Source organism: Pseudomonas sp. BF-B-26, from assembly GCF_019956495.1.
Taxonomy (GTDB): domain Bacteria; phylum Pseudomonadota; class Gammaproteobacteria; order Pseudomonadales; family Pseudomonadaceae; genus Aquipseudomonas.
Genome location: NZ_JAHBDP010000064.1, coordinates 53,169 through 76,720 on the forward strand (window position 1 = coordinate 53,169; position 23,552 = coordinate 76,720).

General features: G+C 59.9%; 20 protein-coding genes and 1 pseudogene. 10 read left to right on the forward strand and 11 right to left on the reverse strand.

The window, feature by feature from the left end; all coding sequences use genetic code 11:
- Window positions 1-45: 45 nt before the first annotated feature.
- The 8 genes from KGB03_RS10755 (at window position 46) to KGB03_RS10790 (ending at window position 11,759) form a co-directional block, all read left to right on the forward strand.
- Entirely contained in the window at window positions 46-1,914 is a 1,869-nt protein-coding gene (locus KGB03_RS10755; RefSeq protein WP_218537124.1) for an extracellular solute-binding protein, read from the forward strand.
- Entirely contained in the window at window positions 1,914-2,975 is a 1,062-nt protein-coding gene (locus KGB03_RS10760) for a microcin C ABC transporter permease YejB (protein ID WP_111449803.1), read from the forward strand. The genes KGB03_RS10755 and KGB03_RS10760 overlap by 1 nt, the downstream gene beginning before the upstream one ends.
- Window positions 2,975-3,997: an ABC transporter permease gene (locus KGB03_RS10765; RefSeq protein WP_218537125.1), complete on the forward strand. Its 1,023-nt coding sequence runs from the start codon at window positions 2,975-2,977 to the stop codon at window positions 3,995-3,997. The genes KGB03_RS10760 and KGB03_RS10765 overlap by 1 nt, the downstream gene beginning before the upstream one ends.
- Window positions 3,998-4,011: 14 nt before the next feature.
- Window positions 4,012-5,586 (forward strand): ABC transporter ATP-binding protein, encoded by a 1,575-nt coding sequence (locus KGB03_RS10770; protein ID WP_223527050.1) that lies wholly within the window; start codon window positions 4,012-4,014, stop codon window positions 5,584-5,586.
- A gap of 175 nt (window positions 5,587-5,761) precedes the next feature.
- Window positions 5,762-7,177: a sigma-54 interaction domain-containing protein gene (locus KGB03_RS10775; protein ID WP_223527051.1), complete on the forward strand. Its 1,416-nt coding sequence runs from the start codon at window positions 5,762-5,764 to the stop codon at window positions 7,175-7,177.
- Window positions 7,178-7,482: 305 nt separating this feature from the next.
- Window positions 7,483-8,874 carry a GntP family permease gene (locus KGB03_RS10780; protein ID WP_192408005.1) on the forward strand — a complete coding sequence of 464 codons (1,392 nt, stop codon included), beginning with the start codon at window positions 7,483-7,485 and terminating at the stop codon, window positions 8,872-8,874.
- A gap of 7 nt (window positions 8,875-8,881) precedes the next feature.
- Entirely contained in the window at window positions 8,882-9,655 is a 774-nt protein-coding gene (gene hbdH, locus KGB03_RS10785) for a 3-hydroxybutyrate dehydrogenase (RefSeq protein WP_223527052.1), read from the forward strand.
- A gap of 148 nt (window positions 9,656-9,803) precedes the next feature.
- Window positions 9,804-11,759, forward strand: coding sequence for an acetoacetate--CoA ligase (locus KGB03_RS10790; RefSeq protein ID WP_223527053.1), 1,956 nt, complete (start codon window positions 9,804-9,806; stop codon window positions 11,757-11,759).
- 107 nt (window positions 11,760-11,866) lie between these two features.
- On the opposite strand, the gene KGB03_RS10795 is transcribed toward KGB03_RS10790, so the two are convergent.
- A complete protein-coding gene (locus KGB03_RS10795; RefSeq protein WP_223527054.1) occupies window positions 11,867-12,976 on the reverse strand; it encodes a PilT/PilU family type 4a pilus ATPase in 1,110 nt (369 codons plus the stop codon).
- 119 nt (window positions 12,977-13,095) lie between these two features.
- On the opposite strand from KGB03_RS10795, the gene KGB03_RS10800 reads away from it, so the two are divergent.
- A complete protein-coding gene (locus KGB03_RS10800) occupies window positions 13,096-15,633 on the forward strand; it encodes a PAS domain S-box protein (protein ID WP_223527055.1) in 2,538 nt (845 codons plus the stop codon).
- Between the two features lie 66 nt (window positions 15,634-15,699).
- Window positions 15,700-15,975: a peptidylprolyl isomerase gene (locus KGB03_RS10805; protein ID WP_007898282.1), complete on the forward strand. Its 276-nt coding sequence runs from the start codon at window positions 15,700-15,702 to the stop codon at window positions 15,973-15,975.
- A 125-nt stretch (window positions 15,976-16,100) separates the two neighbouring features.
- On the opposite strand, the gene KGB03_RS10810 is transcribed toward KGB03_RS10805, so the two are convergent.
- From KGB03_RS10810 to KGB03_RS10855, 10 genes and pseudogenes are all read right to left on the reverse strand, one after another.
- Window positions 16,101-17,033, reverse strand: a complete 933-nt coding sequence (locus KGB03_RS10810) for a sugar kinase (protein ID WP_223527056.1) — start codon at window positions 17,031-17,033, stop codon at window positions 16,101-16,103.
- Between the two features lie 86 nt (window positions 17,034-17,119).
- Complete coding sequence (locus tag KGB03_RS10815) at window positions 17,120-18,337, reverse strand: amino acid deaminase (RefSeq protein WP_223527057.1); 1,218 nt, start codon at window positions 18,335-18,337, stop codon at window positions 17,120-17,122.
- A 39-nt stretch (window positions 18,338-18,376) separates the two neighbouring features.
- Window positions 18,377-19,141 carry an IclR family transcriptional regulator gene (locus KGB03_RS10820; RefSeq protein ID WP_033061664.1) on the reverse strand — a complete coding sequence of 255 codons (765 nt, stop codon included), beginning with the start codon at window positions 19,139-19,141 and terminating at the stop codon, window positions 18,377-18,379.
- A 143-nt stretch (window positions 19,142-19,284) separates the two neighbouring features.
- Window positions 19,285-19,674 (reverse strand): RidA family protein, encoded by a 390-nt coding sequence (locus KGB03_RS10825; protein WP_007898265.1) that lies wholly within the window; start codon window positions 19,672-19,674, stop codon window positions 19,285-19,287.
- A gap of 45 nt (window positions 19,675-19,719) precedes the next feature.
- The gene (locus KGB03_RS10830) at window positions 19,720-20,511 is read right to left on the reverse strand and encodes an amino acid ABC transporter ATP-binding protein (protein WP_223527058.1); all 792 of its coding nucleotides are present in this window, start codon (window positions 20,509-20,511) and stop codon (window positions 19,720-19,722) included.
- Window positions 20,508-21,170, reverse strand: coding sequence for an amino acid ABC transporter permease (locus KGB03_RS10835; protein ID WP_111449817.1), 663 nt, complete (start codon window positions 21,168-21,170; stop codon window positions 20,508-20,510). The genes KGB03_RS10830 and KGB03_RS10835 overlap by 4 nt, the downstream gene beginning before the upstream one ends.
- Window positions 21,171-21,179: 9 nt before the next feature.
- Window positions 21,180-21,842 carry an amino acid ABC transporter permease gene (locus tag KGB03_RS10840; protein WP_007941741.1) on the reverse strand — a complete coding sequence of 221 codons (663 nt, stop codon included), beginning with the start codon at window positions 21,840-21,842 and terminating at the stop codon, window positions 21,180-21,182.
- A gap of 52 nt (window positions 21,843-21,894) precedes the next feature.
- Window positions 21,895-22,743, reverse strand: coding sequence for a transporter substrate-binding domain-containing protein (locus KGB03_RS10845; protein WP_192407986.1), 849 nt, complete (start codon window positions 22,741-22,743; stop codon window positions 21,895-21,897).
- A gap of 255 nt (window positions 22,744-22,998) precedes the next feature.
- Window positions 22,999-23,133, reverse strand: a pseudogene (locus tag KGB03_RS10850) (type II toxin-antitoxin system RelE family toxin); the annotation flags it as partial.
- Window positions 23,123-23,371: a type II toxin-antitoxin system Phd/YefM family antitoxin gene (locus KGB03_RS10855; RefSeq protein WP_223527059.1), complete on the reverse strand. Its 249-nt coding sequence runs from the start codon at window positions 23,369-23,371 to the stop codon at window positions 23,123-23,125. The pseudogene KGB03_RS10850 and the gene KGB03_RS10855, both read right to left, overlap by 11 nt.
- Window positions 23,372-23,552 lie beyond the last annotated feature (181 nt).

Genomic DNA, 23,552 nt, shown 5'->3' on the forward strand with positions numbered 1-23,552 from the left:
AGCGTACAAATTGCGGTTATTGACCACCCGGCTCTAAGGCTGACAATGCGACTGGCGTTCCCTACTTTATTGTTCACTGCCGTGGCTCTGTTATTGAGCGTCACCGGTGTGACTGCAGCACCGCAACATGCGTTGACCGTGTACGGTGAACCGGCGAAGTATCCTGCCGGCTTTAGTCATTTTGCCTACACAAACCCACAAGCCCCCAAGGGTGGCACGATGCGCCGCTCGGCCGTCGAAATCGGTCATTTCGATCATATGTTGCCCTACATCGATAAAGGCATTGGCGTCACACAGATCGACGGCCTGCTTTACTCGCCCCTCGCCCAGCGTTCACTGGACGAGCCTTACACCGTGTACGGCCTGGTGGCTCAGAAGATGGAGCGCTCGGACGACGGTTTGTTCCTGCGCTTCTACCTCAACCCCAAGGCCCGTTTCGCCGACGGCAAACCGATTACGGCCGAAGACGTGCGCTACACCTTCAACCTGTTGATGACCCAGGGCAGCCTGCGTTATCGCACTCAATTTGCCGACGTCAAAGGCGTCGAAGTGGAATCACCTCTGACGGTTCGATTCGACTTTAAAAGCAATGAAAACCGTACCCTGCCCCTGGATATCGCGACCTTGCCGGTGCTTCCCGAGCATTGGTGGAAGACTCGCGACTTCGCCAATGGGGGCGGTTACGAGCCCCCGTTGGGCAGCGGCCCCTACAGGGTAGGCAAGGTCGACTCCGGTCGCAGCATCACCTTCGAGCGCAACGCCGATTGGTGGGGCAAGGATTTACCGGTCAGCCGAGGCCTCTACAATTTCGATCGATTCAGCATCGAGTACTTCGGCGATACCGACGTCGCCCGCCAGGTTCTGCGCGGCGGTGCCTACGACTACAACCGAGAATTCTCCGCCACCGCTTACTCCATCGGCTACGACGGCCCGGCCCTCAGTGACGGGCGCCTGCAAAAGGCGCACCTGGCAACCCAAGCCCCGCAACCGGCTCAGGGTTTTGTGTTCAATTTGCAAAACCCGCTGTTCCAGGACCGTCGAGTGCGTCAGGCGCTGGTCATGCTATGGGATTTCGAGTGGAGCAACCGGCAGATGATGCGCGACATGTACATCCGCCAGCAGAGTTACTTTTCCAACACCGACCTCGCCGCCCGACACCTGCCGGACGCCGGCGAACTGGCGATTCTCGAACCGCTGCGCGGGCAGATCCCCGACGAGGTGTTCACCCAGGTTTTCCAGGCACCGAAAACCGACGGCAGTGGCGTGATACGCGACAAACAGTTGCAGGCACTCGATTTGCTCAAACAGGCCGGCTGGAAACCCGATGGCGATCAACTGGTCAACGCCGAAGGCCAGTCATTGAGTTTCACTTTCCTGGTCAGCCAGAACGGCATGGACCGATTGTTGCTGCCTTATAAGCGCACCCTGAAACAGATCGGCATCGACATGAACATCCGTCGCATCGACTCGTCCCAATACGTGAATCGCCTGATGAGCCGCGACTACGACATGATCGTCACCGGCTACCCGGTCACGACGTCGCCCGGGGGTGAACTGCTCAATTACTTCGGCTCGGTCTCGGCCAACGACCCAGGCGCCAATAACTACATGGTGTTGAAAAATCCGGCGGTCGACACACTGATCGCCGGACTGATTCGCGCCACCACCCAACCCGAAATGATGCACTACGCCCACGCGCTGGACCGGGTGCTGCAATGGAACTACTACTGGATTCCCAACTATTACCCGCCGGGCAGCTCCACCGTGTGGTGGAATCGTTTCGGCAGGCCCAACGAGCAAGCGAGCAATGACGAAGCGATCGAGAGCTGGTGGGAAATCAGCACCACGCCGCTGACCAACCAACAGATGACCGCTGAGCAAATCAGCCGTGGCAAACCCGGAGGGCCGCACTGATGTGGGCTTACATACTGCGGCGTCTGCTGCTGATCATTCCGACGCTGGTGATCATTCTTCTGGTCAACTTCATCATCGTCCAGGCCGCGCCGGGCGGCCCGGTGGAACAGGCCATCGCGCACTTGCAAGGCATCGGCGGCGCGAGTGTCGGCGGCGGTTCCAGCGAACGTATGTCCGGCACCTCCCGATCCAGTCGAGGCCTCGATCCGCAGCTGATCAAGGACATCGAAAAGCAATACGGCTTCGATAAACCGGCGCACGAACGCCTGTGGCTGATGCTCACCAGTTATGCGCGCCTGGACTTCGGCAAGAGCTTTTTCCGCGGTGCGACCGTCACCGACCTGATCCTGGAAAAAATGCCGGTGACCATTTCCCTCGGGCTCTGGGCGACGCTGATCACCTACCTGGTGTCGATCCCTTTGGGCATCCGCAAGGCCGTGCATCACGGCAGCCATTTCGATATCTGGAGCAGCACCGCGATCGTCATCGGCTACGCCATGCCGGCGTTCCTGTTCGCGATGTTCCTGATCGTGGTCTTCGCCGGCGGTACCTCGCTGAACTGGTTCCCGGTGCGCGGGCTGGTCTCGGACAACTTCGAATCGCTGTCGACCGTGGGCAAAATCGCCGATTACTTCTGGCACCTGGTACTGCCGGTGACAGCGCTGGTGGTCGGCGGGTTCGCCACGCTGACCATTCTGACCAAGAACTCCTTCCTCAATGAAATCACGCGCCAGTACGTGGTCACCGCCCGCGCCAAGGGCCTGAGCGAACGCCGAGTGCTTTACGGTCATGTGTTTCGCAACGCCATGCTGCTGGTGGTCTCGGGAATTCCCCAGGCGTTCATCAGCGTATTTTTCGCCGGCTCCCTGCTGATCGAAGTGATCTTCTCGCTCGATGGACTGGGTCGCATGAGTTACGAAGCCGCGGTTTCCCGGGACTATCCGGTGGTGTTCGGTTCGCTGTTCATCTTCACGCTGTTCGGTCTCTTGATAAAACTGGTCGGCGATCTCTGCTACACCCTCGTCGACCCGCGTATCGACTTCGCCGCGAGGAACGCCTGATGTTCAAGCTCTCGCCGTTAGGTCGTCGTCGCTTCGAGCGCTTCAAGAAGAACCGTCGCGGCTGGTGGTCGCTGTGGCTGTTTGTCGGCCTGTTCCTCTTGACTCTGGGTGGTGAGCTGATCGCCAACGACAAACCGCTGATCGTCAGCTATCAGGGCTCGCTCTACTTCCCGGTCCTGAAGCGTCATACCGAGCAGGAGTTTGGCGGGCAGCTGCCGTTCCAGGCGGACTACCGCAGCGATTATGTACAGAGGCTGATTAACAAGGACGGTGGCTGGATGCTGTTCCCGCCAATCCCCTTCAGCGACGACACGCCGAACTATGACCTCAATCAACCGGCGCCCAGCCCTCCGACGAAGGTCAACTGGCTGGGCACCGACGATCAGGCGCGGGACGTGTTGGCCCGAGTGATTTTCGGTGCTCGGGTGTCAATCCTGTTTGCCTTGATGCTGACCTTTGTCAGCGCACTGATCGGCATCGCTGCCGGCGCCCTGCAAGGCTATTACGGCGGCTGGGTCGACCTGATCGGTCAACGGTTGCTGGAGGTTTGGTCGGGACTGCCGGTGCTGTACCTGCTGATCATCCTGTCGGGGTTCGTCGAGCCTAATTTCTGGTGGCTGCTGGGGATCATGGCGCTGTTTTCCTGGCTGGCCCTGGTGGACGTGGTGCGCGCCGAGTTTCTACGCGGACGCAACCTGGAATACGTCAAAGCCGCCCGTGCACTGGGCCTGACCGACCGCAAGGTTATCGTCCGGCACATCCTGCCCAACGCAATGAACGCGACCCTGAGTTATCTGCCGTTCATTCTGACCGGAGCGATCTCGACCCTCACGGCGTTGGACTTCCTCGGTTTCGGCATGCCCGCCGGCAGTGCATCGCTGGGCGAGTTGATCGGTCAAGGCAAGCAGAACCTGCAAGCGCCGTGGCTGGGATTGACGGCGTTTTTCACCTTGGCGTTGATTCTTTCTTTACTGGTGTTTATCGGGGAGGCATTGCGAGATGCCTTTGATCCCCGGTCATGACGCGGACTGTTGATATGAGTAACAACCTGATCGAAATCCGTGACCTCAACGTGGCCTTCAGCGGCCAGACCGTGGTGCGCAACCTGTGCCTGGACATCCGCCCCGGCGAATGCCTGGCGCTGGTGGGCGAGTCGGGCTGCGGCAAGTCGGTGACCGCTCACTCGATCCTGCAACTGCTGCCCGAGACCGGCACCGAAACCACGGGCAGTATTCGCTATCGCGGCCAGGAGCTGGTCGGCGCTCCGGCCAAGGTGTTGCGAGAACTGCGGGGTGACCGCATCGCGATGATCTTCCAGGAACCCATGACCTCGCTCAACCCATTGCACAGCATCGAAAAGCAGATCGGCGAAACCCTGCTGTTGCACAAGGGCCTGGCCGGTAAAGCGGCGCAGGCGCGGATTCTCGAGTTGCTGCATCTGGTTGGCATTCAGAAACCCAAAGAGCGGCTCAAGGCCTATCCCCATCAATTGTCCGGTGGCCAACGGCAACGGGTGATGATCGCCATGGCCCTGGCCTGCGAACCGGAGTTGCTGATCGCCGACGAACCGACCACCGCGTTGGACGTGACAGTGCAGCGCAAGATCCTTCTGCTGCTCAAATCCCTACAGAAGCGACTCGGCATGTCGCTGCTGCTGATCAGCCACGACCTCAATCTGGTGCGCAGCATTGCCCAACGCGTCTGCGTGATGAAGGCCGGGGAAATCGTCGAGCAGGCACCTTGCGAAACGCTGTTTACCGAACCGAAACATCCTTACAGCTGCGTCTTGCTGAACGCGGAACCGGAAGGTGAAGCGCTGCCCCGGGACGAGCGCGAGAACGTGCTTGAGGTAGATGACTTGCGGGTGCAGTTCGCCCTCGGTGGCGGGCTGTTCCAGCGCAAGACCTACCTGAAGGCCGTGGACGGCATCAGCCTCAACATTCAACGCGGCAAGACGCTGGGCATTGTGGGCGAATCCGGTTCCGGCAAGTCGACGCTGGGTCAGGCGATCCTGCGCTTGCTCGACTCCGAAGGCAGCATTCGCTTTCAGGGTGAAGCGCTGGACGGCCTGACGCAAAAACAGCTGCGACCGTGGCGCAAGAAAATGCAGGTGGTGTTCCAGGACCCGTTCGGCAGCCTCAGCCCGCGAATGTCCGTGGCGCAGATCATCAGTGAAGGCCTTGAGGTGCATAGCCAGTTGACGGCTGACGAATGCAAAGCCGAAGTGATTCGGGCATTGGTGGAAGTCGGCCTCGACCCGCAAAGCCGTCATCGCTACCCGCACGAGTTTTCCGGCGGCCAACGCCAACGCATCGCCATCGCCCGGGCGCTGGTGCTCAAACCGGCGCTGATTCTGCTGGACGAGCCGACCTCGGCGCTGGATCGCACGGTGCAAAAACAAGTGGTCGCCCTGCTCCGCCAACTTCAGGAAAAACATGGCCTGACGTATCTGTTTATCAGCCACGACCTGGCGGTGGTGCGCGCCCTGGCTCATGACATGATCGTGATCAAGGACGGCAAAGTGGTGGAAAGCGGTGCCAGCCACGACGTGTTTGAATCGCCGCAGCATCCGTATACCAAGGAGCTGTTGGCGGCGGCGCATCCGGGGTAGGCATAATCCCGTGCATGCCGCTGGACCGAGTCGCCTCAATCGCGAGCAAGCTCGGCTCCTACAGATTCAGCGGTGATCAGGTCACACCGCGCCTCCTGTAGGAGCCAAGCTTGCTCCGGGCGGCGTTCCGACGATTAGGCCCGCACAGACACTACACATTTTGGACATGACGCCCATGAACACCACCGAAAGCCTCAAGGACTACCAGCGCGTTCGCCTGCTGGCCATCCGTTCGCTGTTCGAGATCATCGAGCAGTCCAGCGAAGGCACGGTGATTGTCGACCGCGATGCGAACATCGTCTGGATGAACGAGCGCTATGCCCGGCGATTCGGTCTTGAATCGGCGGAAGTGGCGATCGGCAAGGCCTGCGAAAGTGTGATCCCCGGCAGTCTGTTGCGCGAGGTGGTGCGCACCGGTCGGCCGATCCTGCTCGATATGCAGGACACCCCCAAAGAACCGCTGGTAGTGATGCGCCTACCGATTCATGACGATGCCGGCGTGGTGATCGGCGCCATCGGGTTTGCACTGTTCGACGAATTGCGCAGCCTCTCGCCGATGCTCAAGCGTTACATGAGCATGCAGGAAGAACTGGCATCCACCCGTTCGCTGTTGCGGGCGCGGCAGACCAAGTACAACTTCGCGCACTTTATCGGCACCAGCGCCGCCAGCCTCGAAGTCAAACGCCGTGCCCGACGCAGTGCGAGCGCCGAGTCCCCGGTGTTGCTGCTGGGTGAAACCGGCACCGGCAAAGAGCTGCTGGCTCAGGCGATCCACGGCGCTTCGCCGCGCGCGCACAAAGCCTTTGTCAGCATCAACAGCGCGGCGATTCCCGAATCGTTGCTGGAAGCGGAATTCTTCGGCACCGCACCCGGTGCGTTTACCGGCGCTGATCGCAAGGGCCGTGTCGGCAAGTTGCAGATCGCCCAAGGCGGCACCCTGTTTCTCGATGAAATCGGCGACATGCCGTTGCCACTGCAAAGCAAACTGCTGCGGGTACTGCAGGAAAAGGAATTCGAACCGGTGGGGTCCAACGAAGTGATCCAGAGCGATGTGCGGGTGATTGCCGCGACCTCCACGGATCTGGAAGCGGCGATCAAACGCGGTGAATTTCGCGCCGACCTGTATTACCGCCTCAACGTGTTGCCGATCCAGGTCCCGCCGCTGCGTGATCGACTCGATGACCTGCCAGCCCTCAGTGAAGCGATTCTGGAGGAGTTGCGCAGTCAGCACGAATTGAACCGCGAAGCCCTGGAACTGCTGGGTCAACATGCCTGGCCGGGGAACATTCGCGAGCTGCGCAACGTGCTGGAGCGCGCGGCGCTGCTCAGTGATGACTTGATGCTGAATGCCGCGGATATCCGCGCGGCGATTGGGACGTTCACACCGGTAGAGCGCGTGGCGTCTGTCACGATTGAACCGGTTGCGCATGAGACGTTCAGTGCGGCTCGGGAGCGGTTTGATCGCCAGTTGATTGAAGCGGCCCTCGCGCAATGCGGCGGGAAGGTGGTTGAAGCGGCGGCGCGGTTGGGGCTGGGGCGGTCGACGTTGTACAAGAAGATGGTGGCGTTGGGGATTGCAGAGTCTCTATAAAGAGACATAAGTCTCTATTGTTAGACATGACCTCGTGAGCGCTGCGCGCTCTTCGCGAGCAAGCCCGCTCCCACATTTCTATCGAGTCGTTCAAAAGAATGCAGTCAAATGTGGGAGCGGGCTTGCTCGCGAAAGGGCCTGCCCAGTCAGAAAAAGTCTCAAAATAGAGACAAACAATCCAGAACCGATGCCTCGATCAAAAAATATCCTTATATTTCAATGTGTTGCATGCATGGCACGAAACTCGCTAAAGCCCTCTCCCACCAAGATCCACCCTAAAAAAATAACAATCCAGGAGACACACCATGAGTGTGATCATTGCCTTGGCAGCCCTCACGCTGCTAATGCTCGCGGCTTACCGTGGCTACAGCGTTATCCTCTTTGCCCCGATTGCCGCCCTCGGCGCCGTTCTGCTTACCGACCCTTCCGCCGTCGCCCCCGCTTTCACCGGGGTGTTCATGGAGAAAATGGTCGGCTTCATCAAACTGTATTTCCCGGTGTTCCTGCTCGGTGCCGTGTTCGGCAAGCTGATCGAGTTGTCGGGCTTTTCGCGCTCCATCGTCGCCGCGGCGATTCGCCTCCTCGGCACGCGTCAGGCGATGCTGGTGATCGTACTGGTCTGCGCCCTGCTGACTTACGGCGGCGTGTCGCTGTTCGTGGTGGTATTCGCGGTCTACCCGTTTGCTGCTGAAATGTTCCGCCAGAGCAATATTCCCAAGCGTCTCATCCCGGCGACCATCGCCCTCGGCGCATTCTCGTTCACCATGGACGCTCTGCCCGGCACCCCGCAAATCCAGAACATCATCCCCAGCACCTTCTTCAACACCACCGCCTGGGCCGCGCCCTGGCTGGGCCTGATCGGCGCGATCTTCGTGGTCTGCGTCGGCATGCTGTTTCTGCAGCGCCAGCGCAACAAGGCCCAGCGCGCCGGTGAGGGTTATGGCACCGAGCTGCGCAACGAGCCGGAAACCGCTGCCGACATCAAACTGCCAAATCCATGGGTTGCACTGTCGCCGCTGCTGGCGGTGGGCATCATGAACCTGCTGTTTACCCAATGGATTCCACAGTGGTACGGCAAAACCCACAGCCTCGCGCTGCCGGGCATGGCCGCGCCGGTGACCACCGACATCGCCAAACTCACAGCGATCTGGGCCGTTCAAGCTGCGTTGCTGGTGGGCATCATCATGGTGCTGGTGTTCGGCTTCCAGGCGATTCGCGGCAAGTTGGCTGAAGGCAGTCGAAGCGCGGTCAGCGGTTCGTTGCTGGCGGCGATGAACACCGCATCGGAATACGGCTTTGGTGCGGTAATCGCCTCCTTGCCGGGCTTCCTGGTATTGGCCGACTGGCTCAAAAGCATTCCCAATCCACTGGTCAACGAAGCGATCACCGTGACCCTGCTGGCCGGCATCACCGGTTCTGCGTCGGGCGGCATGAGCATTGCGCTGGCGGCCATGGCCAATGACTTCATCGCAGCAGCACACGCCGCCAACATCCCACTGGAAGTGCTGCACCGGGTGGCCGCGATGGCCAGTGGCGGCATGGACACCCTGCCGCACAATGGCGCGGTGATTACCTTGCTGGCGGTCACCGGCCTGACCCACCGTGAAGCCTACAAAGACATTTTCTGTATTACGCTGATCAAGACCCTGGCGGTTTTTGTGGTGATCGGTACTTTCTACGCCACTGGCATTGTGTGAGGTATTCATGACAACTCTTTCGGGCAAGACTGCACTGGTCACCGGTTCCACCAGCGGCATCGGCTTAGGGATAGCCCTCAGCCTGGCCAAGGCTGGCGCCAATCTGATCCTCAACGGTTTCGGTGATGCGTCCAAGGTGATTGCCGAGGTTGAGCAATTCGGTGGCAAGGTCGGCCATCACCCGGCTGATGTGAGCAACCCTGAGCAAATCGCCGACATGATTGCCTACGCCGAGCGAGAGTTCGGCGGCGTGGACATCCTGGTCAACAATGCCGGTATTCAGCATGTGGCGCCGGTGGAAGAGTTCCCGGTGGAGCGCTGGGATTCGATCATTTCGATCAACCTGTCGTCGGTGTTCCACAGCACCCGTTTGAGCCTGCCAGGCATGCGCGCCAAGGGTTGGGGACGGATCATCAACATCGCTTCGGTGCACGGCCAGGTCGGGTCGGTGGGCAAGGCGGCTTACGTGGCAGCCAAGCATGGGGTGATCGGTTTGACCAAGGTGGTCGGGCTGGAAACCGCCACCACCAATGTCACCTGCAACGCCATCTGCCCAGGTTGGGTGCTGACGCCACTGGTGCAGAAGCAGATTGATGACCGCATCGCCAAAGGGATCGACCCGAAACAGGCGCAACATGATTTGCTGGCCGAGAAGCAGCCTTCCCTGGAGTTTGTGACGCCGCCACAATTGGGCGAGCTGGTGCTGTTTTTGTGCAGTGAGGCCGGTAGCCAGGTACGTGGCGCGGCGTGGAACATTGATGGTGGGTGGTTGGCGCAGTGATCTGACGTTAGACCGCGTTATCGTTCATCGCGGGCAAGCCACGCTCCCACAGGTTTTTGTGGTTGGCGCTGGATTAGGGTTCGACACAAACCCTGTGGGAGCGTGGCTTGCCCGCGAATGGATCTGAAGATAGAAGAAGAGGCAAGCCATGTCCGACATCCTCTGGCAACCCAGCGCCAAGCGCATCGGCAAGACCCGCATGGAGGCCTTCCGGCGCTTCATCAATCAGCGACACAACCTCCACGTCGACGACTACCCTGCCCTGCATCAATGGTCCATCGATCAGCGCGAAGCGTTCTGGCAGGCTATCGTCGATTTCTTCGACATCCGTTTCCACGATCAACCGGACGCTGTACTGGTCGAGGGCGCGCACATGCCCAGCGCCCAATGGTTTCCCGGCGCCACCCTGAACTTCGCCGAACACCTGATGCGCCGTCGCGATGATGCCGTGGCGGTCATTGCCATCGGCGAGAACGGCCAGCGTGAACACCTGACCTGGGCAGAACTGGCGGAGCATGTCGCCGGCTTTCAACAGAGCTTGATCGCCGCTGGCGTCGTCGTTGGCGACCGAGTGGCCGCGTGCATGCCCAATACCTGGCAAACCCTCGTGGCGATGCTCGCCACCACTAGCCTGGGGGCGATCTGGTCCTGCTCCTCACCGGACTTCGGCACCCAGGGCGTAATCGACCGTTTTGGCCAGATCGAGCCGACAGTGCTGATCACCTGCGCCGGTTACCGCTATGCCGGCAAGGACATCGACCAGACGGCCAAGGTCAATGAAATCCTCGAACGCTTACCGTCCTTGCAGCAGTTGATTGTCGTGCCTTACGCCCGACCGCAAGCGCGCATCGAACATTTCCACACCCGGGCCAACGTGACGCTCTGGGATGATTTCTACGACGTGGGTGGCGAGCCGGATTTCGTCCCCGTGCCCTTTGCGCATCCGCTGTACATCCTCTATTCCAGCGGCACCACCGGCGTGCCGAAATGCATCATTCACAGCACCGGCGGCGTGTTGCTGCAACACGTCAAGGAACACGGATTGCATTGCGACCTCGGCCCCGGCGACCGGTTGTTCTACTACACCACGTGCGGCTGGATGATGTGGAACTGGCTGGTCTCGGCGCTGGCCGTGGACAGCACGGTGGTGCTGTACGACGGCTCGCCATTTCATCCAGGTCCCGAGCGTCTGGTCGACCTGATCGACGACGAACGCATCAGTGTCTTCGGCACCAGCCCCAAGTACCTCGCGACCCTGGAAAGCAGCGGCATCAAACCTCGCGAAAGCCACGACCTGAGCAGCCTCAAAACCCTGCTATGCACCGGCTCCGCGTTGTCGCCGCAGAGTTACGACTACGTCTACCGCGACCTCAAGCCTGACCTGTGCCTGGCCTCGATGTCCGGCGGCACCGACATCGTTTCGTGTTTTGTGAACGGTAATCCGTTGCAACCGGTACGCCGTGGCGAGATACAAGGCAAAAGCCTGGGCATGGCGGTGGAAGTCTGGAACGACAATGGCCAGCCGGTGATTGGCGAAAAAGGTGAGCTGGTGTGCACCCGGCACTTTCCGGCAATCCCCATCGGGTTCTGGAATGACCCTCGGCAGGAAAAGCTTCGCGCCTCGTATTTCAGTCAGTTCCCCGGTGTCTGGGCCCAAGGCGATTACGCAGAACAATTGCCCCACGGCGGGATGATGATCCACGGACGCTCCGACGCCGTGCTCAATCCCGGCGGCGTGCGCATCGGCACCGCGGAAATCTACCGTCAGGTGGAGAAAGTGCCACAGGTTCTGGACAGCGTGGCCATCGGTCAGCAATGGCAGGATGACGTGCGGGTGGTGCTGTTCGTGCGATTGCGCGAGGGCGTCGAACTGGACGAAGCGCTGCAACAACAGATTCGCCAGGTCATCCGCGCCAACACCACACCGAGGCATGTGCCGGCGAAGATTGTCGCGGTGACCGATATACCGCGCACCATCAGCGGCAAGGTCGTTGAACTGGCGGTGAGGAATGTGGTGCATGGGCAGAAGGTCAAAAACACCGATGCCCTGGCTAATCCCGAGGCGCTTGAGCAATTCCGAAACCGCCCCGAACTCCTTGATTGACCCAAGTGTGGGAACGGGCTTGCTCGCGAAAACGGTTTAACAATCAACGTAGATGTCGACTGACACACCGCTTTCGCGAGCAAGCCCGCTCCCACAGGAGTTATACATCAGTCCATGAGTCCCCATTCACCCGGTGGTGCGTGGGATTGCGGTGACGCTTCGGCGTGCAACTTCAGCCGCAGACGCAAATTGTTCACAGAATCCGCATGCTTCACCGCTTCCTCCTCATTGATCGCCCCCTCGACGACCAATGCGTAAAGCGCTCCATCGAACGTCTGCATCCCCAGCTCTACAGACTTCTCCATGATCCCCTTGAGTTCGGATAACTCATTGCGCCGGATCAGATCGCCAATGGTCGGCGTCCCGATCATCACTTCCACCGCTGCCCGTCGCTGACCATCCCGGGTGTGCACCAACCGTTGGGACACGAACGCCTTGAGGTTGTTGCCCAGGTCGTGAAGCAGCTGCGTCCGCCGTTCCTCGGGGAAGAAGTTGATGATGCGGTCCAGCGCCTGATGGGCGTTGTGGGCATGCAGGGTGGAAATCACCAGATGACCGGTATCGGCAAACGCCAGCGCATGCTCCATAGTCTCGCGGTCACGGATTTCGCCGATCAGCACCACGTCCGGTGCCTGGCGCAGGGTGTTCTTCAATGCGGCGTGAAAACTGCGGGTATCGACGCCGACCTCGCGCTGGTTGATGATCGACTTCTTGTGCCGATGGATGTACTCGACCGGGTCTTCAATGGTGATGATGTGGCCACTGCTGTGGCGATTGCGGTAGTCGATCAATGCCGCCAGCGAGGTAGACTTGCCCGAGTCGGTAGCGCCAACGAACAGCATCAGTCCTTGTTTGAGCATCACCGTTTCGAGCAGCACCGACGGCAGTTTTAAGTTTTCGAAACGCGGAATGTCGAGCTTGATGTTGCGCGCCACGATCGACACATCATTGCGTTGTTTGAAGATATTGACCCGAAAGCGCCCGATACCGGTCAAAGAGATCGCCAGGTTCATCTCCAGCTCCCGATCGAACTCCAGACGCTGTTCGGCGTCCATGATGGACGCGGCAATGGCCGCGACTTCCCCCGGCTTGAACGGCTGATCAGCCAAGGGTTTAAGCACACCCTCGAAGCGTGCGCTGGGTGGCGCACCGGTGGACAGATAAAGATCGGAGCCATTCTGGCTGGCCAGGAGCCCTAACAGTGCATCGATTTCCATGGCAAAAAGCACCCGCGAAGCATTCAATGAATAAAAACGACCCAAACGGGTCTTCCAGCCTCTACTGCGGTACAAGGATAGTCGACACCGCCACACCGACTTAAGTGCAGGACATCTTGATGAACGCAACACCGACCGGCAGCGATGCCCAGGCCTTGATTGCCCGACTGGACTGGAGACTCAGCCCACTGGGCGCTGCCAGTACCTGGCCGCAAAGCCTGCGAACCGCCGTGGATATCGTGATTCATTCGCCGATGCCCATGCTGTTGCTGTGGGGGCCGCAGCTCACGCAGATCTACAACGACGGCTTCGCCCTGCTGGCCGGCAGCAAACATCCACATGCTTTCGGACAACCGACACACCTGATCTGGCCAGAGTTAAAAGACTTTACCGACCCCATTTACAGCGCCGTCCTACAAGGACAGGTACGAACCTACAGCGAACAGCGCTTCACCTTGCAGCGTAATGGCCAGGATTCCGACTTCTGGCTGGACCTGACCTACAGCCCCATCCGCGATGAAAGCGCCCAGGTCGCCGGGATTCTGGTGACCGCCATCGAAACCAACGAACGCCGACGCATCGCCCTCGAACTCGAGCAGCGTTCGGCTGCCAGCCTCAAGGCCCAGCACGAAACCGAGGAGCGCCTGCAACTGGCCCTCGCGGCCACCGACGCCGTGGGCACCTGGGACTGGGACATCAACGAAGACCGTTTCATTGCCGACGCCCACTTCGCCCAGTTACACGGTATCGACCCGCTGCTCGCCAATCAGTTGCCCATCAGCGCCTACCTTCAGGGCGTGCACCCGCAAGACCGCGCGATGGTCGCCCGCAGCATCAAGCACTCCATCACCCACGGCACCGAGTACGCCGAGGAATATCGCCTGCTGCAAGCCGACGGTCAGTTGCGCTGGGTGTTCGCCCGGGGTCGTTGCTACAAGGACCACCATGGCCGGCCGATCCGCTTCCTCGGCGCCGCCCTGGACCTGACCGAGCGCAAACACACAGAACAAGCCTTGCGGCAAAGTCAGACCGAGCTGCAACTGATCATCAACGCCATGCCGATCCTGATCAGCTACGTGGACAGCGAGGAACGCTTTCGCCTGAACAATGCGGCCTACCTCGACTGGTACGGGCTGACGCCTCAGGAGCTCTTTGGCAAAACCATCCGTGAAGTACTGGGTGAAGAAGCCTATGCATTGCGCGCCGAATACATCGCCCAGGCGCTGTCCGGCAAGCCTTGTTGTTTCAGCATTAGCACCCCGCACCGTGACGGCAGCATCCGCCATGCGCTGATGAACTACTTGCCGCGCCACGGCGCGGATGGTGCGGTCAATGGTTTCTATATCTTTGTGATTGACGAAACCGAGCGCAAACAGACCGAAGAAGCCCTGCGCAATCTCAACGAAACGCTTGAGGAGCGAGTCGCCGCCCGCACCCAACAATTGGCGCAAGCCAACCAGCGACTGCAGAACGAGATGTTCGAACGCGAACGCGCCGAAGAAGCGTTGCGCCATGCGCAGAAGATGGAAGCGCTCGGCCAGCTCACTGGCGGCATCGCCCATGACTTTAACAATATGCTCACCGGGATCATCGGCAGCCTCGACTTGATGCAGCGCTACATCGCCGACGGGCGCGCCGCCGAGGTAGGGCGTTTCAGCGAGGCGGCAGTGTCCTCGGCCAACCGCGCCGCCGCCCTGACCCATCGCCTGCTGGCGTTTTCCCGGCGTCAGTCACTGGACCGCAAGCCGCTGAACGCCAATGATCTGATCCATTCCCTGGAAGACCTGCTCAGCCGGACCAAGGGCGACCACATCGAGCTCAAACTGCAACTGGCCGATGACGTGTGGCCGGTCAGCACCGACGTCAGCCAGCTGGAAAATGCCCTGCTCAATCTGGTGATCAACGCCCGGGACGCCATGCCCGACGGCGGCGAGTTGCGGATCGAAACCGCCAACGTGTACCTCGACAGCAGTGACATCAACACCCTGGAACCGGTCAAGGCCGGGGATTATCTGATGATTGCCGTCAGCGACAACGGTACCGGGATGACCCCGTCGGTGCTGGCCAAGGCTTTCGACCCATTCTTCACCACCAAACCCATCGGCCAGGGCACCGGTCTTGGGCTGTCGATGATTTATGGTTTTGCCCAGCAGTCGGGCGGGCATGTCAGCCTGTTCAGCTTGCCGGGCCAGGGCACCAGCGTTCGTCTGTACCTGCCGCGGCTGCACGACGCAGAGCCCGAAAACATCTTGATGCCGGTCACCAGCGAAGCCCCGGCGGCGATTGCCGGCGAAACCGTGGTGTTGGTGGAGGACGACCCGGCGGTGCGCATGCTGGTGCTCGACCTGCTCAACGAGCTGGGTTATCACGCCCATGAAGCCGAAGACGCGAAGACCGCCCTGCCCCTGCTGGAGTCCGACCTGCGGGTCGATTTGCTGGTCACCGATGTCGGGCTGCCGGGGATGAACGGCCGGCAACTGGCGGAGATTGCGCGCCAGCACCGCCCCGAGCTCAAAGTGCTGTTCATGACCGGTTATGCGGAAAAAGCCACCGAGCGCCAGGGTTTCCTGGAAGACGGCATGGACATGGTGGCCAAGCCCTTTTCCATGGACCTGTTGGCCAACAAGATTCGCGCGATGATCGGTCAACCGGACTGAGTTAAGGCATAATCGCGCGCCCCACGCTGGCACCCACATAGCCACCACCGTTGCAAGGTACTGCCCATGAAAGCTCAAGCCCGCCATATTCTGGTGAAAACATCGGAAGAAGCCGAACAGCTCAAACAACGCATCGCCAAGGGCGAAGCCTTCGATGTGCTGGCCAAGAAGTATTCCACCTGCCCGTCCGGCAAGCGCGGCGGCGACCTGGGCGAAGTGCGGCCCGGACAGATGGTCGGCGTCATCGATGCAGTGATTTTCAAAAAACCGTTGCGCGTGGTGCACGGACCGATCAAGAGCAAGTTTGGCTATCACCTTGTGCAGGTGTTTTACCGGGATTGATGGGTTGGTTTAAGGACCCCTTCGCGAGCAAGCCCGCTCCCACATGGGTTATGTGAACACCGGAGATCCAGTGTGGGAGCGGGCTTGCTCGCGAACCGATTGCGCAGCAAGCGGCCATCCTCCACTTATCGGGGAATGAGCGCCCCCGGCACCTGAATCACCCGACTCGCCAACCGATGCCCCGCTTCAGCAGCCTCAACCGGGCTGCCTCCTTTCAGGCGACTGGCCAAATACGCCGCGCTGAACGAATCCCCCGCCGCCGTGGTGTCCACCACCCGCTCGACCACCTGCGCCGGCACTTCAAACGACTCGCCATCACAACGAATCAGACACGCCTCGGCGCCACGCTTGAGTACCACTTCAGGCGTGCCCATCTGCTCGTAAGCGGCAAATACCGCCTCGCAATTGGAAAAATCAAACAGCGCCTGCTCGTCATCAACGGTCAGCAACGCGAGGTCGACATAGGGCAGAACGCTGCGATAGGCCGCTCGCGCGTCCTCGATCGACGTCCACAAACGTGGCCGGTAGTTGTTGTCGAACACGATCCGCGCATCCCGCTGCCGGGCTTCGATCAGGGTTTCCAGTAACTTTTCCCGACCTTGCGCGCCGAGCACCGCCAGGGTGATGCCACTGAAATACAGCACATCGTAATCCGGCAGTGCCGCCAGGATCGGCGCGGCGCCCGGGGTGGTGAAACAATCGCGGACTGCCGCTTCGTTGCGCCAGTAGAGAAAGCGCCGCTCGCCGGCAGCGTCAGTCTGGATGCAATACAAGCCGGGCAATCGGCCGGGCAAGCGCTGGACCATGCCCAGCCCGATGTTTTCGTCGGCCCAGCTCTGGCACATCGCATTGCTGAAACTGTCGTCACCCAGGGCGGTGACGTAATCCACCAAGCCGCCCTCGCCCAACTCCCGGGACAGGTAGACCGCCGTGTTCAAGGTATCGCCACCGAAACTCTGTTGCAGGCTGCCGTCGGCGCGTTGCTGCAACTCGATCATGCATTCGCCGATCAGGGCAATGCGCGGGGTGTTGGGGCCGAGGGTGTTGATGGTGTTCATTGATGTGGTGTCTCTGGTGTTTCGGTGGTGTCTGGACGGACGTCTTCGCGGGCTTGCTCGCGAAGGCCGCGACGCGGTCTCAAGCCTTAGAAACAGGTTTCCATGGTTTCGATGACATTCAGTTGCTCATCCACCAGACACCCGATGCGCCACTTGTCGAACGTCAGGCACGGGTGCGAAGTGCCAAAGGAAATAATGTCCCCCACCCGCAACTCGACTCCCGGTGCCACGGTCATGAACGCATGCTGGTCCATCACTGCCGTCACCTTGCAGGCGCTGACGTCGTCGCCCGTCGCCGGCACCACGCCCGCCTTGTAACGCAACAGCGGCACCGGCAACCCGGCGTCGTAGGCCACGTCGCGTTTACCCAGGGCGATCACCGCAAAACCCGGTTCCGGCAACGACTGCACGTGAGCCCAGACTTCCAGCGCCGGGCGCAGGCCTTCGTGCAGGTCGCTGCGGCGGTCGAGCACGCAGCATTGCGCTTCTTTGTAGATGCCATGGTCGTGAGCTACGTAGCTGCCGGGACGCAGCACGCTGAGGAAACGCCCGCCGGCGTTCTGCGTTTCGAAGGATTCAGCGATCAGGTCATACCAGGCCGAACCCGACGCAGTGATGATCGGCTTGGGAATGGCGAACGCGCCGCTGTCCTGCAATTGCACGGCCAGGCGCACCAGAGAATCAGCGAACGCACGGATGCCGCTCACCGCGTGATCGCCGTGAATCACCCCTTCGTAGCCTTCGATCCCGGTCAGCGCCAGGGCCGGTTGTGCCGCAATGGCTTTGGCCAGCGCGACCACTTCGTCTTCCGTGCGGCAACCGCAACGACCGCCGACCACGCCGTACTCGATCATCACGTTCAAGCGCACACCGCGGGAGGCAAAATACGCGCCCAGGTCAGCGACGTTGTCCGGGTGATCGACCATGCAATGGAAGTCGAAAGTCGGGTCCGTCAGCAGATCGGCGATCAACGCCATGTTCGGCGTGCCGACCAATTGGTTCGCCATCAGCACCCGATGCACGCCATGGGCGTAAGCCGCGCGGGTTTGCGTGGCGCTGGCCAGGGTGATGCCCCAGGCACCTGCGTCCAGTTGGCGGCGAAACAGCGCCGGGGTCATGCTGGTTTTGCCGTGGGGCGCCAGTTCAGCGCCGCTGTTGCTGACAAAGTCCTGCATCCAGCGAATGTTGTGTTCCAGGGCATCGCGGTGCAGCACCAGCGCTGGCAGGCTGACGTCGCGCGCCAGATTGGCGCCTGTGTGGGCAAAGCCCTTTTCCACGGTGGCAGTAGTTTTGGCAGAAAACATGGTCGAACTCCTCACATTCGCGGCCGCAGGCAGCCGCTGTTATTCGTTGATGCGACGGGCCAGGCTGTTGGCACTGTCAATCAGCACCCGGCGGTAGTCGTTGTAATTGTTCTTGGCATCGGCCCGTGGGGCGACGATGCACAGGGTCGCAATGGCCACGCCGTTCGGGTCTTTGACCGGGGCGGCGAAGCAATGGGTAAAGGTGTCGGCAACGCTATCGAAAGAGAAGAAGCCATCGATAGCAGCCTGACGGATTTCTCCGAGAAACTGCTCCAGCGGCAAACGCTCGCCATTGGGCAGGATGAAATCGTCGTGGTCGATCAGGTCGACGATTTCCTGGTCGCTCAAGTGCGCCAGCAACAGGCGCCCGGAAGCCGTCCAGGGGATCGGCGCGTTCTCGCCGATGTCCGAGGAAATGCGGAAATGCCGCTCGCCCTCTTTCATCAAGGCCACGGTGTATTTTCGTCCGTTGAGCAGGCACATCTGCGCGGTTTCGCGGGTCTGGCTGACGATCTCCTGCAAGGCATGATCGGCCTCGCGGGTCAGGTCGAAATGGCGTAAATGTGCCTGCCCAAGGAAGTACAGCTGACGGCCGAGGTAGACGTGACCGTCCTTGCCCACGGCCTCCAGAATCCGTCGCTCCAGCAGCGAGGCAACCAATTCGTAGACCGTGGATTTCGGGCTGCCGATGCCGCTGGCGATTTCGTTCGGGCGCAGGGGTTTGCCGACTTCCTTGAGGAAATCGAGGATATCGAACGCCCGGTCCAGACCGCGAGCCCGGCGCTTGATGGTGTCTTCGGTCATTTCATTGGTTCCCATAAAAGTGCCGGGAGTTTAACCAGAGTGCAGCGGCGACCGTTAGGCCGCCATCGCTAGCAGGCTAGCTCCCACATTTGGAATGCGTTTCCCTGTGGGAGCTAGCCTGCTAGCGATGAAGTCACCTCGGTTCAGGCCTTTTTCTTGTACGCGATGCAATCGATCTCGACCTTGCAATCGACCATCATGTTCGCCTGCACACAGGCTCGGGCCGGGGCGTGTTCGCTTTTGAAGTATTCGGAGAACACCTTGTTGAAACTCCAGAAATCCCGCGGGTCTTCCAGCCACACACCGGTGCGCACTACATCTTCGAGGCCATAACCCGCCTCTTCGAGAATCGCGATCAAATTCTTCATGGTCTGGTGAGTCTGTTCGACGATGCCACCCACAATGATTTCGCCATCCAGCGCCGGTACTTGTCCGGACACATGCAGCCAGCCATCGGCTTCAACGGCGCGGGCGAAAGGACGGGGCTGGCCGCCACCGGCGGTGCTGCCGGTGCCGTAACGAGTAATGCTCATGAGTGTTTCTCCTGATTGAAAAGTGAAAATGCTTTTGAAAAAAAATCAGAACCGCGTGTTCTTGAGAAACTCCGCCAGACGCGGTGATTGCGGGCGTTCGAACAGTTCCTTGGGTGGCCCCTGCTCTTCGATCCGCCCCTGATTCATGAACACGATCTTGTCCGAGACTTCAAACGCAAACCGCATTTCGTGGGTCACCAACAGCATGGTCATGCCGTCCTCGGCCAGGCCTTTGATCACGCTCAGCACTTCGCCCACCAGTTCCGGGTCGAGGGCCGAAGTGACTTCGTCGAACAGCATCAGGCTCGGGTTCATCGCAATCGCCCGGGCAATCGCCACACGCTGCTGCTGACCACCGGACAACTGACCGGGGAAGTGATCGCGGCGTTCCAGCAAGCCGACCCGTTCCAGCCATTTTTCCGCCAGGGCCACCGCTTCATCCTTGTGCAGCGTTTTGACCTTGAGCAAGCCGAGGGTGACGTTCTGCAACGCCGTGAGGTGCGGAAACAGGTTGAACTGCTGGAACGCCATGCCGGTCATGGCCCGATGCCGGGCGATGACTTTTTCCGGGTGACGCACGCGCTTGCCGTTGACCTCGTCATAACCGATGGACTCGCCATCGAGCATGATCTGCCCGCCCTGGAACTCTTCGAGCATGTTCACGCAGCGCAGCAGCGTGGTCTTGCCCGAACCGCTGGAACCGATCAACGTCACGACGTTGCCGCGCTGCATTGTCAGGTCGACGCCCTTGAGCACTTCGAGCTGGCCGTACTTTTTGTGCAACCCGCGAATGTCCAGCAAGGGCTGATCGTTTTGAGCGTTATTAGATGGAGTCATGGCAAGGCCACCCGCTTTTCAATGTGCCGGCCGAGTAATTCGATGGCGTAGTTGATGACGAAAAACAGCAATCCGGCGAACAGGTAAAACTCGAGGGTCATGAAGGTCCGGGCGATGATCTGCTGCGTGCTGAGCAACAACTCGGCGACACCGATCACCGACAACAGCGTCGAAGCCTTGACGATCTCGGTGGACGAGTTGACCCAGGTCGGCAAGATCTGCCGCAGCGCCTGAGGCAACAACACGTAACCGAGTGCTTGATAAAACGTCAGGCCGATCGCCTTGCTCGCTTCCATCTGACCACTGGGCAACGCTTGCAACGCGCCGCGCACAATCTCAGCGACGTGGGAGCCGCAAAACAGCGTCAGCCCCAACGCACCGGCCTGAAAGGCACTGATCTGCCAACCCAGCGCCGGCGCCATATAGAAGCAGGCCAGCACCAATACAAACACCGGCGTGCCGCGAATGATGTCGACGTAAAACCGGAAAGGCGCGCGCATCCAGAACTTGCCGTAGGTCAGCACCAGGCCGGCGACGATGCCGACCATCGTGCCCAGCAGAATCGCCAGGGCCGAGACCTGCACACTGGTCAAAAAGCCTTGCCACAGCACTTCTCGGGCAACCCACAACTCATGCAACCAACTGGGGGATTCGTACATGTGGGCCTCCTATCGGCGAATCGCCAGACGCTGCTCGAGGTAACGCAGCATCATGGCAATGAGGTAACAGGCCGCCACATAGAGCGCTGTGGTCACCAGCCAGGTTTCAATCACCCGGTAGCTCTCGACATTGATCTTGCGCGCGTAATAGGTCAGCTCCGGCACGGCAATCGCCGCGGCCAGCGAGGTGTCCTTGAACAGCGAAATGAAGTTGTTCGACAAGGCCGGCAGCACATTGCGCAGCATCACCGGCACGGTGACGTACGCCTTGACCTGCCACTCACCCAGACCGATCGCCAACCCCGCTTCGCGCTGCCCCTTGGGAATGCTCAACAGCCCACCGCGGAACACTTCGGTCAGATAGGCCCCGGCATACAGCGACAGAGTGATGATGAACGACGGGATCTTGTCCAGACGAATCCCCAGGCTCGGCAAGGCGAAGTAGATCAACAGAATCAACACCAGAATCGGCGTGTTACGGATCACCGTCACATACACCGACGCCAGCACCCGCAACGCGCGGTGCTTTGACAGCAAAGCAAACGCCATCAGCAGGCCGATCACGCAGCCGATGGCGATCGACACCAGCGCCAGTTCGAGGCCCAGACCGAGCCCCGCCAGCAAGGTGTCGAAATCGCGCCACACGGCGGCAAAATTCAACTGATAGTTCATGGTCAGCGGTACCTTGAACGGGGCGATTGATGACCGCCCCGCTCTCACGGGATCATTTGAATTCGACGGGGAAACCGATGGCTGGCGTCGGCAGATCGACACCGAACCACTGCTTGAAGGAGGCCGCGTAGGTCGGGAATTCAACGCCGGTCATGCCTTCATGCAAGACGGTATTGACGAAGTTCAGCCAGTCCTGGTCGCCGCGTTTGACAGCGCACGCGTAGGTTTGCGGGCTCCAGGCATAAGCCGGGCTGCGATAGCGCCCCTGGTTCTGCACCATCAGATACTTCACCGACGACTGATCGGTCGCAGCGGCGTCGGCACGGCCGGAGTTCACTGCCTGATACATCAGGTCCACGCTGTCGTACTGATCGACCTTGGCTTTGGGCAAGGCCTGATGCACCAGTTCTTCGGCGTACACGTTCTGCAGCACCGCCACGGTGACGCTGTCGCCGGCGGCTTTCAGGTCTTCAATTTCCTTGTACTTGCTGTTGGCCGGCAACAGCAGGCCGACACCTTCGCGGTAGTACGGCAGCGTGAATGCCACTTGCTGGGCACGGCTGGCCGTCACGGTGATGAACTGACAGCTCATGTCGACCTTGTCCGTCAGCAGGTTGGGAATCCGCGCATCGGACGACTGCACCACGAACTCGACTTTGCTTGGATCGTTGAACAACCCTTTCGCCACCATCCGCGCGATATCGATATCAAAACCCTGCAACTTGCCATCCGCTCCCTGGAAGTGCCACGGCGCATTGGTACTGCCCGTGCCCACAATCAGTTTCCCGCGGGCCAGCACGCTATCGAGCTTGCTGTCCGCTGCCTGGGCCACGCCCATGACAGCAGCCGAAGCCGCGAAAACAAAAACACACGCTTTAAATAAGGAAGGTCGGCGATGCATGGCAAGCACTCCAGGGTGATGTTTATTCCGCTATACCGGATATTGGTATGTAACAACGGAATAGACAGCAGAAAGTGTGCCACAGGATGTGGGCGGAATGTTGGGGAGATTGAAAAGTGTTTTGAATCAAACGGATGGAAAAAATACAACACCGACGTTACGAAACGCACAGGTGAACGACCGCTACCGTTGGCTACAAAGTGCGGGTACCTGGTTCACAGTTGGAGTTTTGATGGGCTAATTCGGTGCGGCGCTGCTGAGTCGGTCAGCGGGAACGCGCGGGTTTACAAGACGCTCCCGAAGTTTCCTTTTGAACTGGTCCTTCAGGTTTACTCCGAGTTTTTTCCATTCTTTCCAGGCTTTTTCTGAAAACTCCAGCTCATAGGTCATCAATCGAAACCTTTATGGTTGGATCGTTTTCCCTCTCTTTACAAAGGGCAAGCAACTCCAAGTCATCCAGGCGATTCATCATGGCTTCGTACTCTTTTGCGGGAACACAATAGAAAGCCGGATCATTGCGGTTAAGGATCGCAACAGACAAGCCACTGTCGGCAGCGACCGTTCCCATCGGATTTTTTTTCAATTCAGAAATGCTGGCCACCACTTGCGAAAGCACGATATGTGTCATGAAGTTGCTCCCTGAGAAGTGAACAAAAAGTATCACGCCACACGCTTCCGGCTTTCCGTGTTTCCTGTCGGGTTGGTCCTGTAACACGGTAAGGAGTATCCAAGGTTACGTAGGAAAACCTACCTACCTGTTATTTCTGACAGTAGACCCTTCCCTGCGCCTTCCTTTACCGTCGATGGAC

Bases quoted from the DNA above. Each gene is read 5' to 3' on its own strand.
- KGB03_RS10755 (WP_218537124.1), top strand. From the start codon at position 46: ATGCGACTGGCGTTCCCTACTTTATTGTTCACTGCCGTGGCTCTGTTA.
- KGB03_RS10760 (WP_111449803.1), top strand. From the start codon at position 1,914: ATGTGGGCTTACATACTGCGGCGTCTGCTGCTGATCATTCCGACGCTG.
- KGB03_RS10765 (WP_218537125.1), top strand. From the start codon at position 2,975: ATGTTCAAGCTCTCGCCGTTAGGTCGTCGTCGCTTCGAGCGCTTCAAG.
- KGB03_RS10770 (WP_223527050.1), top strand. From the start codon at position 4,012: ATGAGTAACAACCTGATCGAAATCCGTGACCTCAACGTGGCCTTCAGC.
- KGB03_RS10775 (WP_223527051.1), top strand. From the start codon at position 5,762: ATGAACACCACCGAAAGCCTCAAGGACTACCAGCGCGTTCGCCTGCTG.
- KGB03_RS10780 (WP_192408005.1), top strand. From the start codon at position 7,483: ATGAGTGTGATCATTGCCTTGGCAGCCCTCACGCTGCTAATGCTCGCG.
- hbdH (WP_223527052.1), top strand. From the start codon at position 8,882: ATGACAACTCTTTCGGGCAAGACTGCACTGGTCACCGGTTCCACCAGC.
- KGB03_RS10790 (WP_223527053.1), top strand. From the start codon at position 9,804: ATGTCCGACATCCTCTGGCAACCCAGCGCCAAGCGCATCGGCAAGACC.
- KGB03_RS10795 (WP_223527054.1), bottom strand. From the start codon at position 12,976: ATGGAAATCGATGCACTGTTAGGGCTCCTGGCCAGCCAGAATGGCTCC.
- KGB03_RS10800 (WP_223527055.1), top strand. From the start codon at position 13,096: ATGAACGCAACACCGACCGGCAGCGATGCCCAGGCCTTGATTGCCCGA.
- KGB03_RS10805 (WP_007898282.1), top strand. From the start codon at position 15,700: ATGAAAGCTCAAGCCCGCCATATTCTGGTGAAAACATCGGAAGAAGCC.
- KGB03_RS10810 (WP_223527056.1), bottom strand. From the start codon at position 17,033: ATGAACACCATCAACACCCTCGGCCCCAACACCCCGCGCATTGCCCTG.
- KGB03_RS10815 (WP_223527057.1), bottom strand. From the start codon at position 18,337: ATGTTTTCTGCCAAAACTACTGCCACCGTGGAAAAGGGCTTTGCCCAC.
- KGB03_RS10820 (WP_033061664.1), bottom strand. From the start codon at position 19,141: ATGACCGAAGACACCATCAAGCGCCGGGCTCGCGGTCTGGACCGGGCG.
- KGB03_RS10825 (WP_007898265.1), bottom strand. From the start codon at position 19,674: ATGAGCATTACTCGTTACGGCACCGGCAGCACCGCCGGTGGCGGCCAG.
- KGB03_RS10830 (WP_223527058.1), bottom strand. From the start codon at position 20,511: ATGACTCCATCTAATAACGCTCAAAACGATCAGCCCTTGCTGGACATT.
- KGB03_RS10835 (WP_111449817.1), bottom strand. From the start codon at position 21,170: ATGTACGAATCCCCCAGTTGGTTGCATGAGTTGTGGGTTGCCCGAGAA.
- KGB03_RS10840 (WP_007941741.1), bottom strand. From the start codon at position 21,842: ATGAACTATCAGTTGAATTTTGCCGCCGTGTGGCGCGATTTCGACACC.
- KGB03_RS10845 (WP_192407986.1), bottom strand. From the start codon at position 22,743: ATGCATCGCCGACCTTCCTTATTTAAAGCGTGTGTTTTTGTTTTCGCG.
- KGB03_RS10855 (WP_223527059.1), bottom strand. From the start codon at position 23,371: ATGACACATATCGTGCTTTCGCAAGTGGTGGCCAGCATTTCTGAATTG.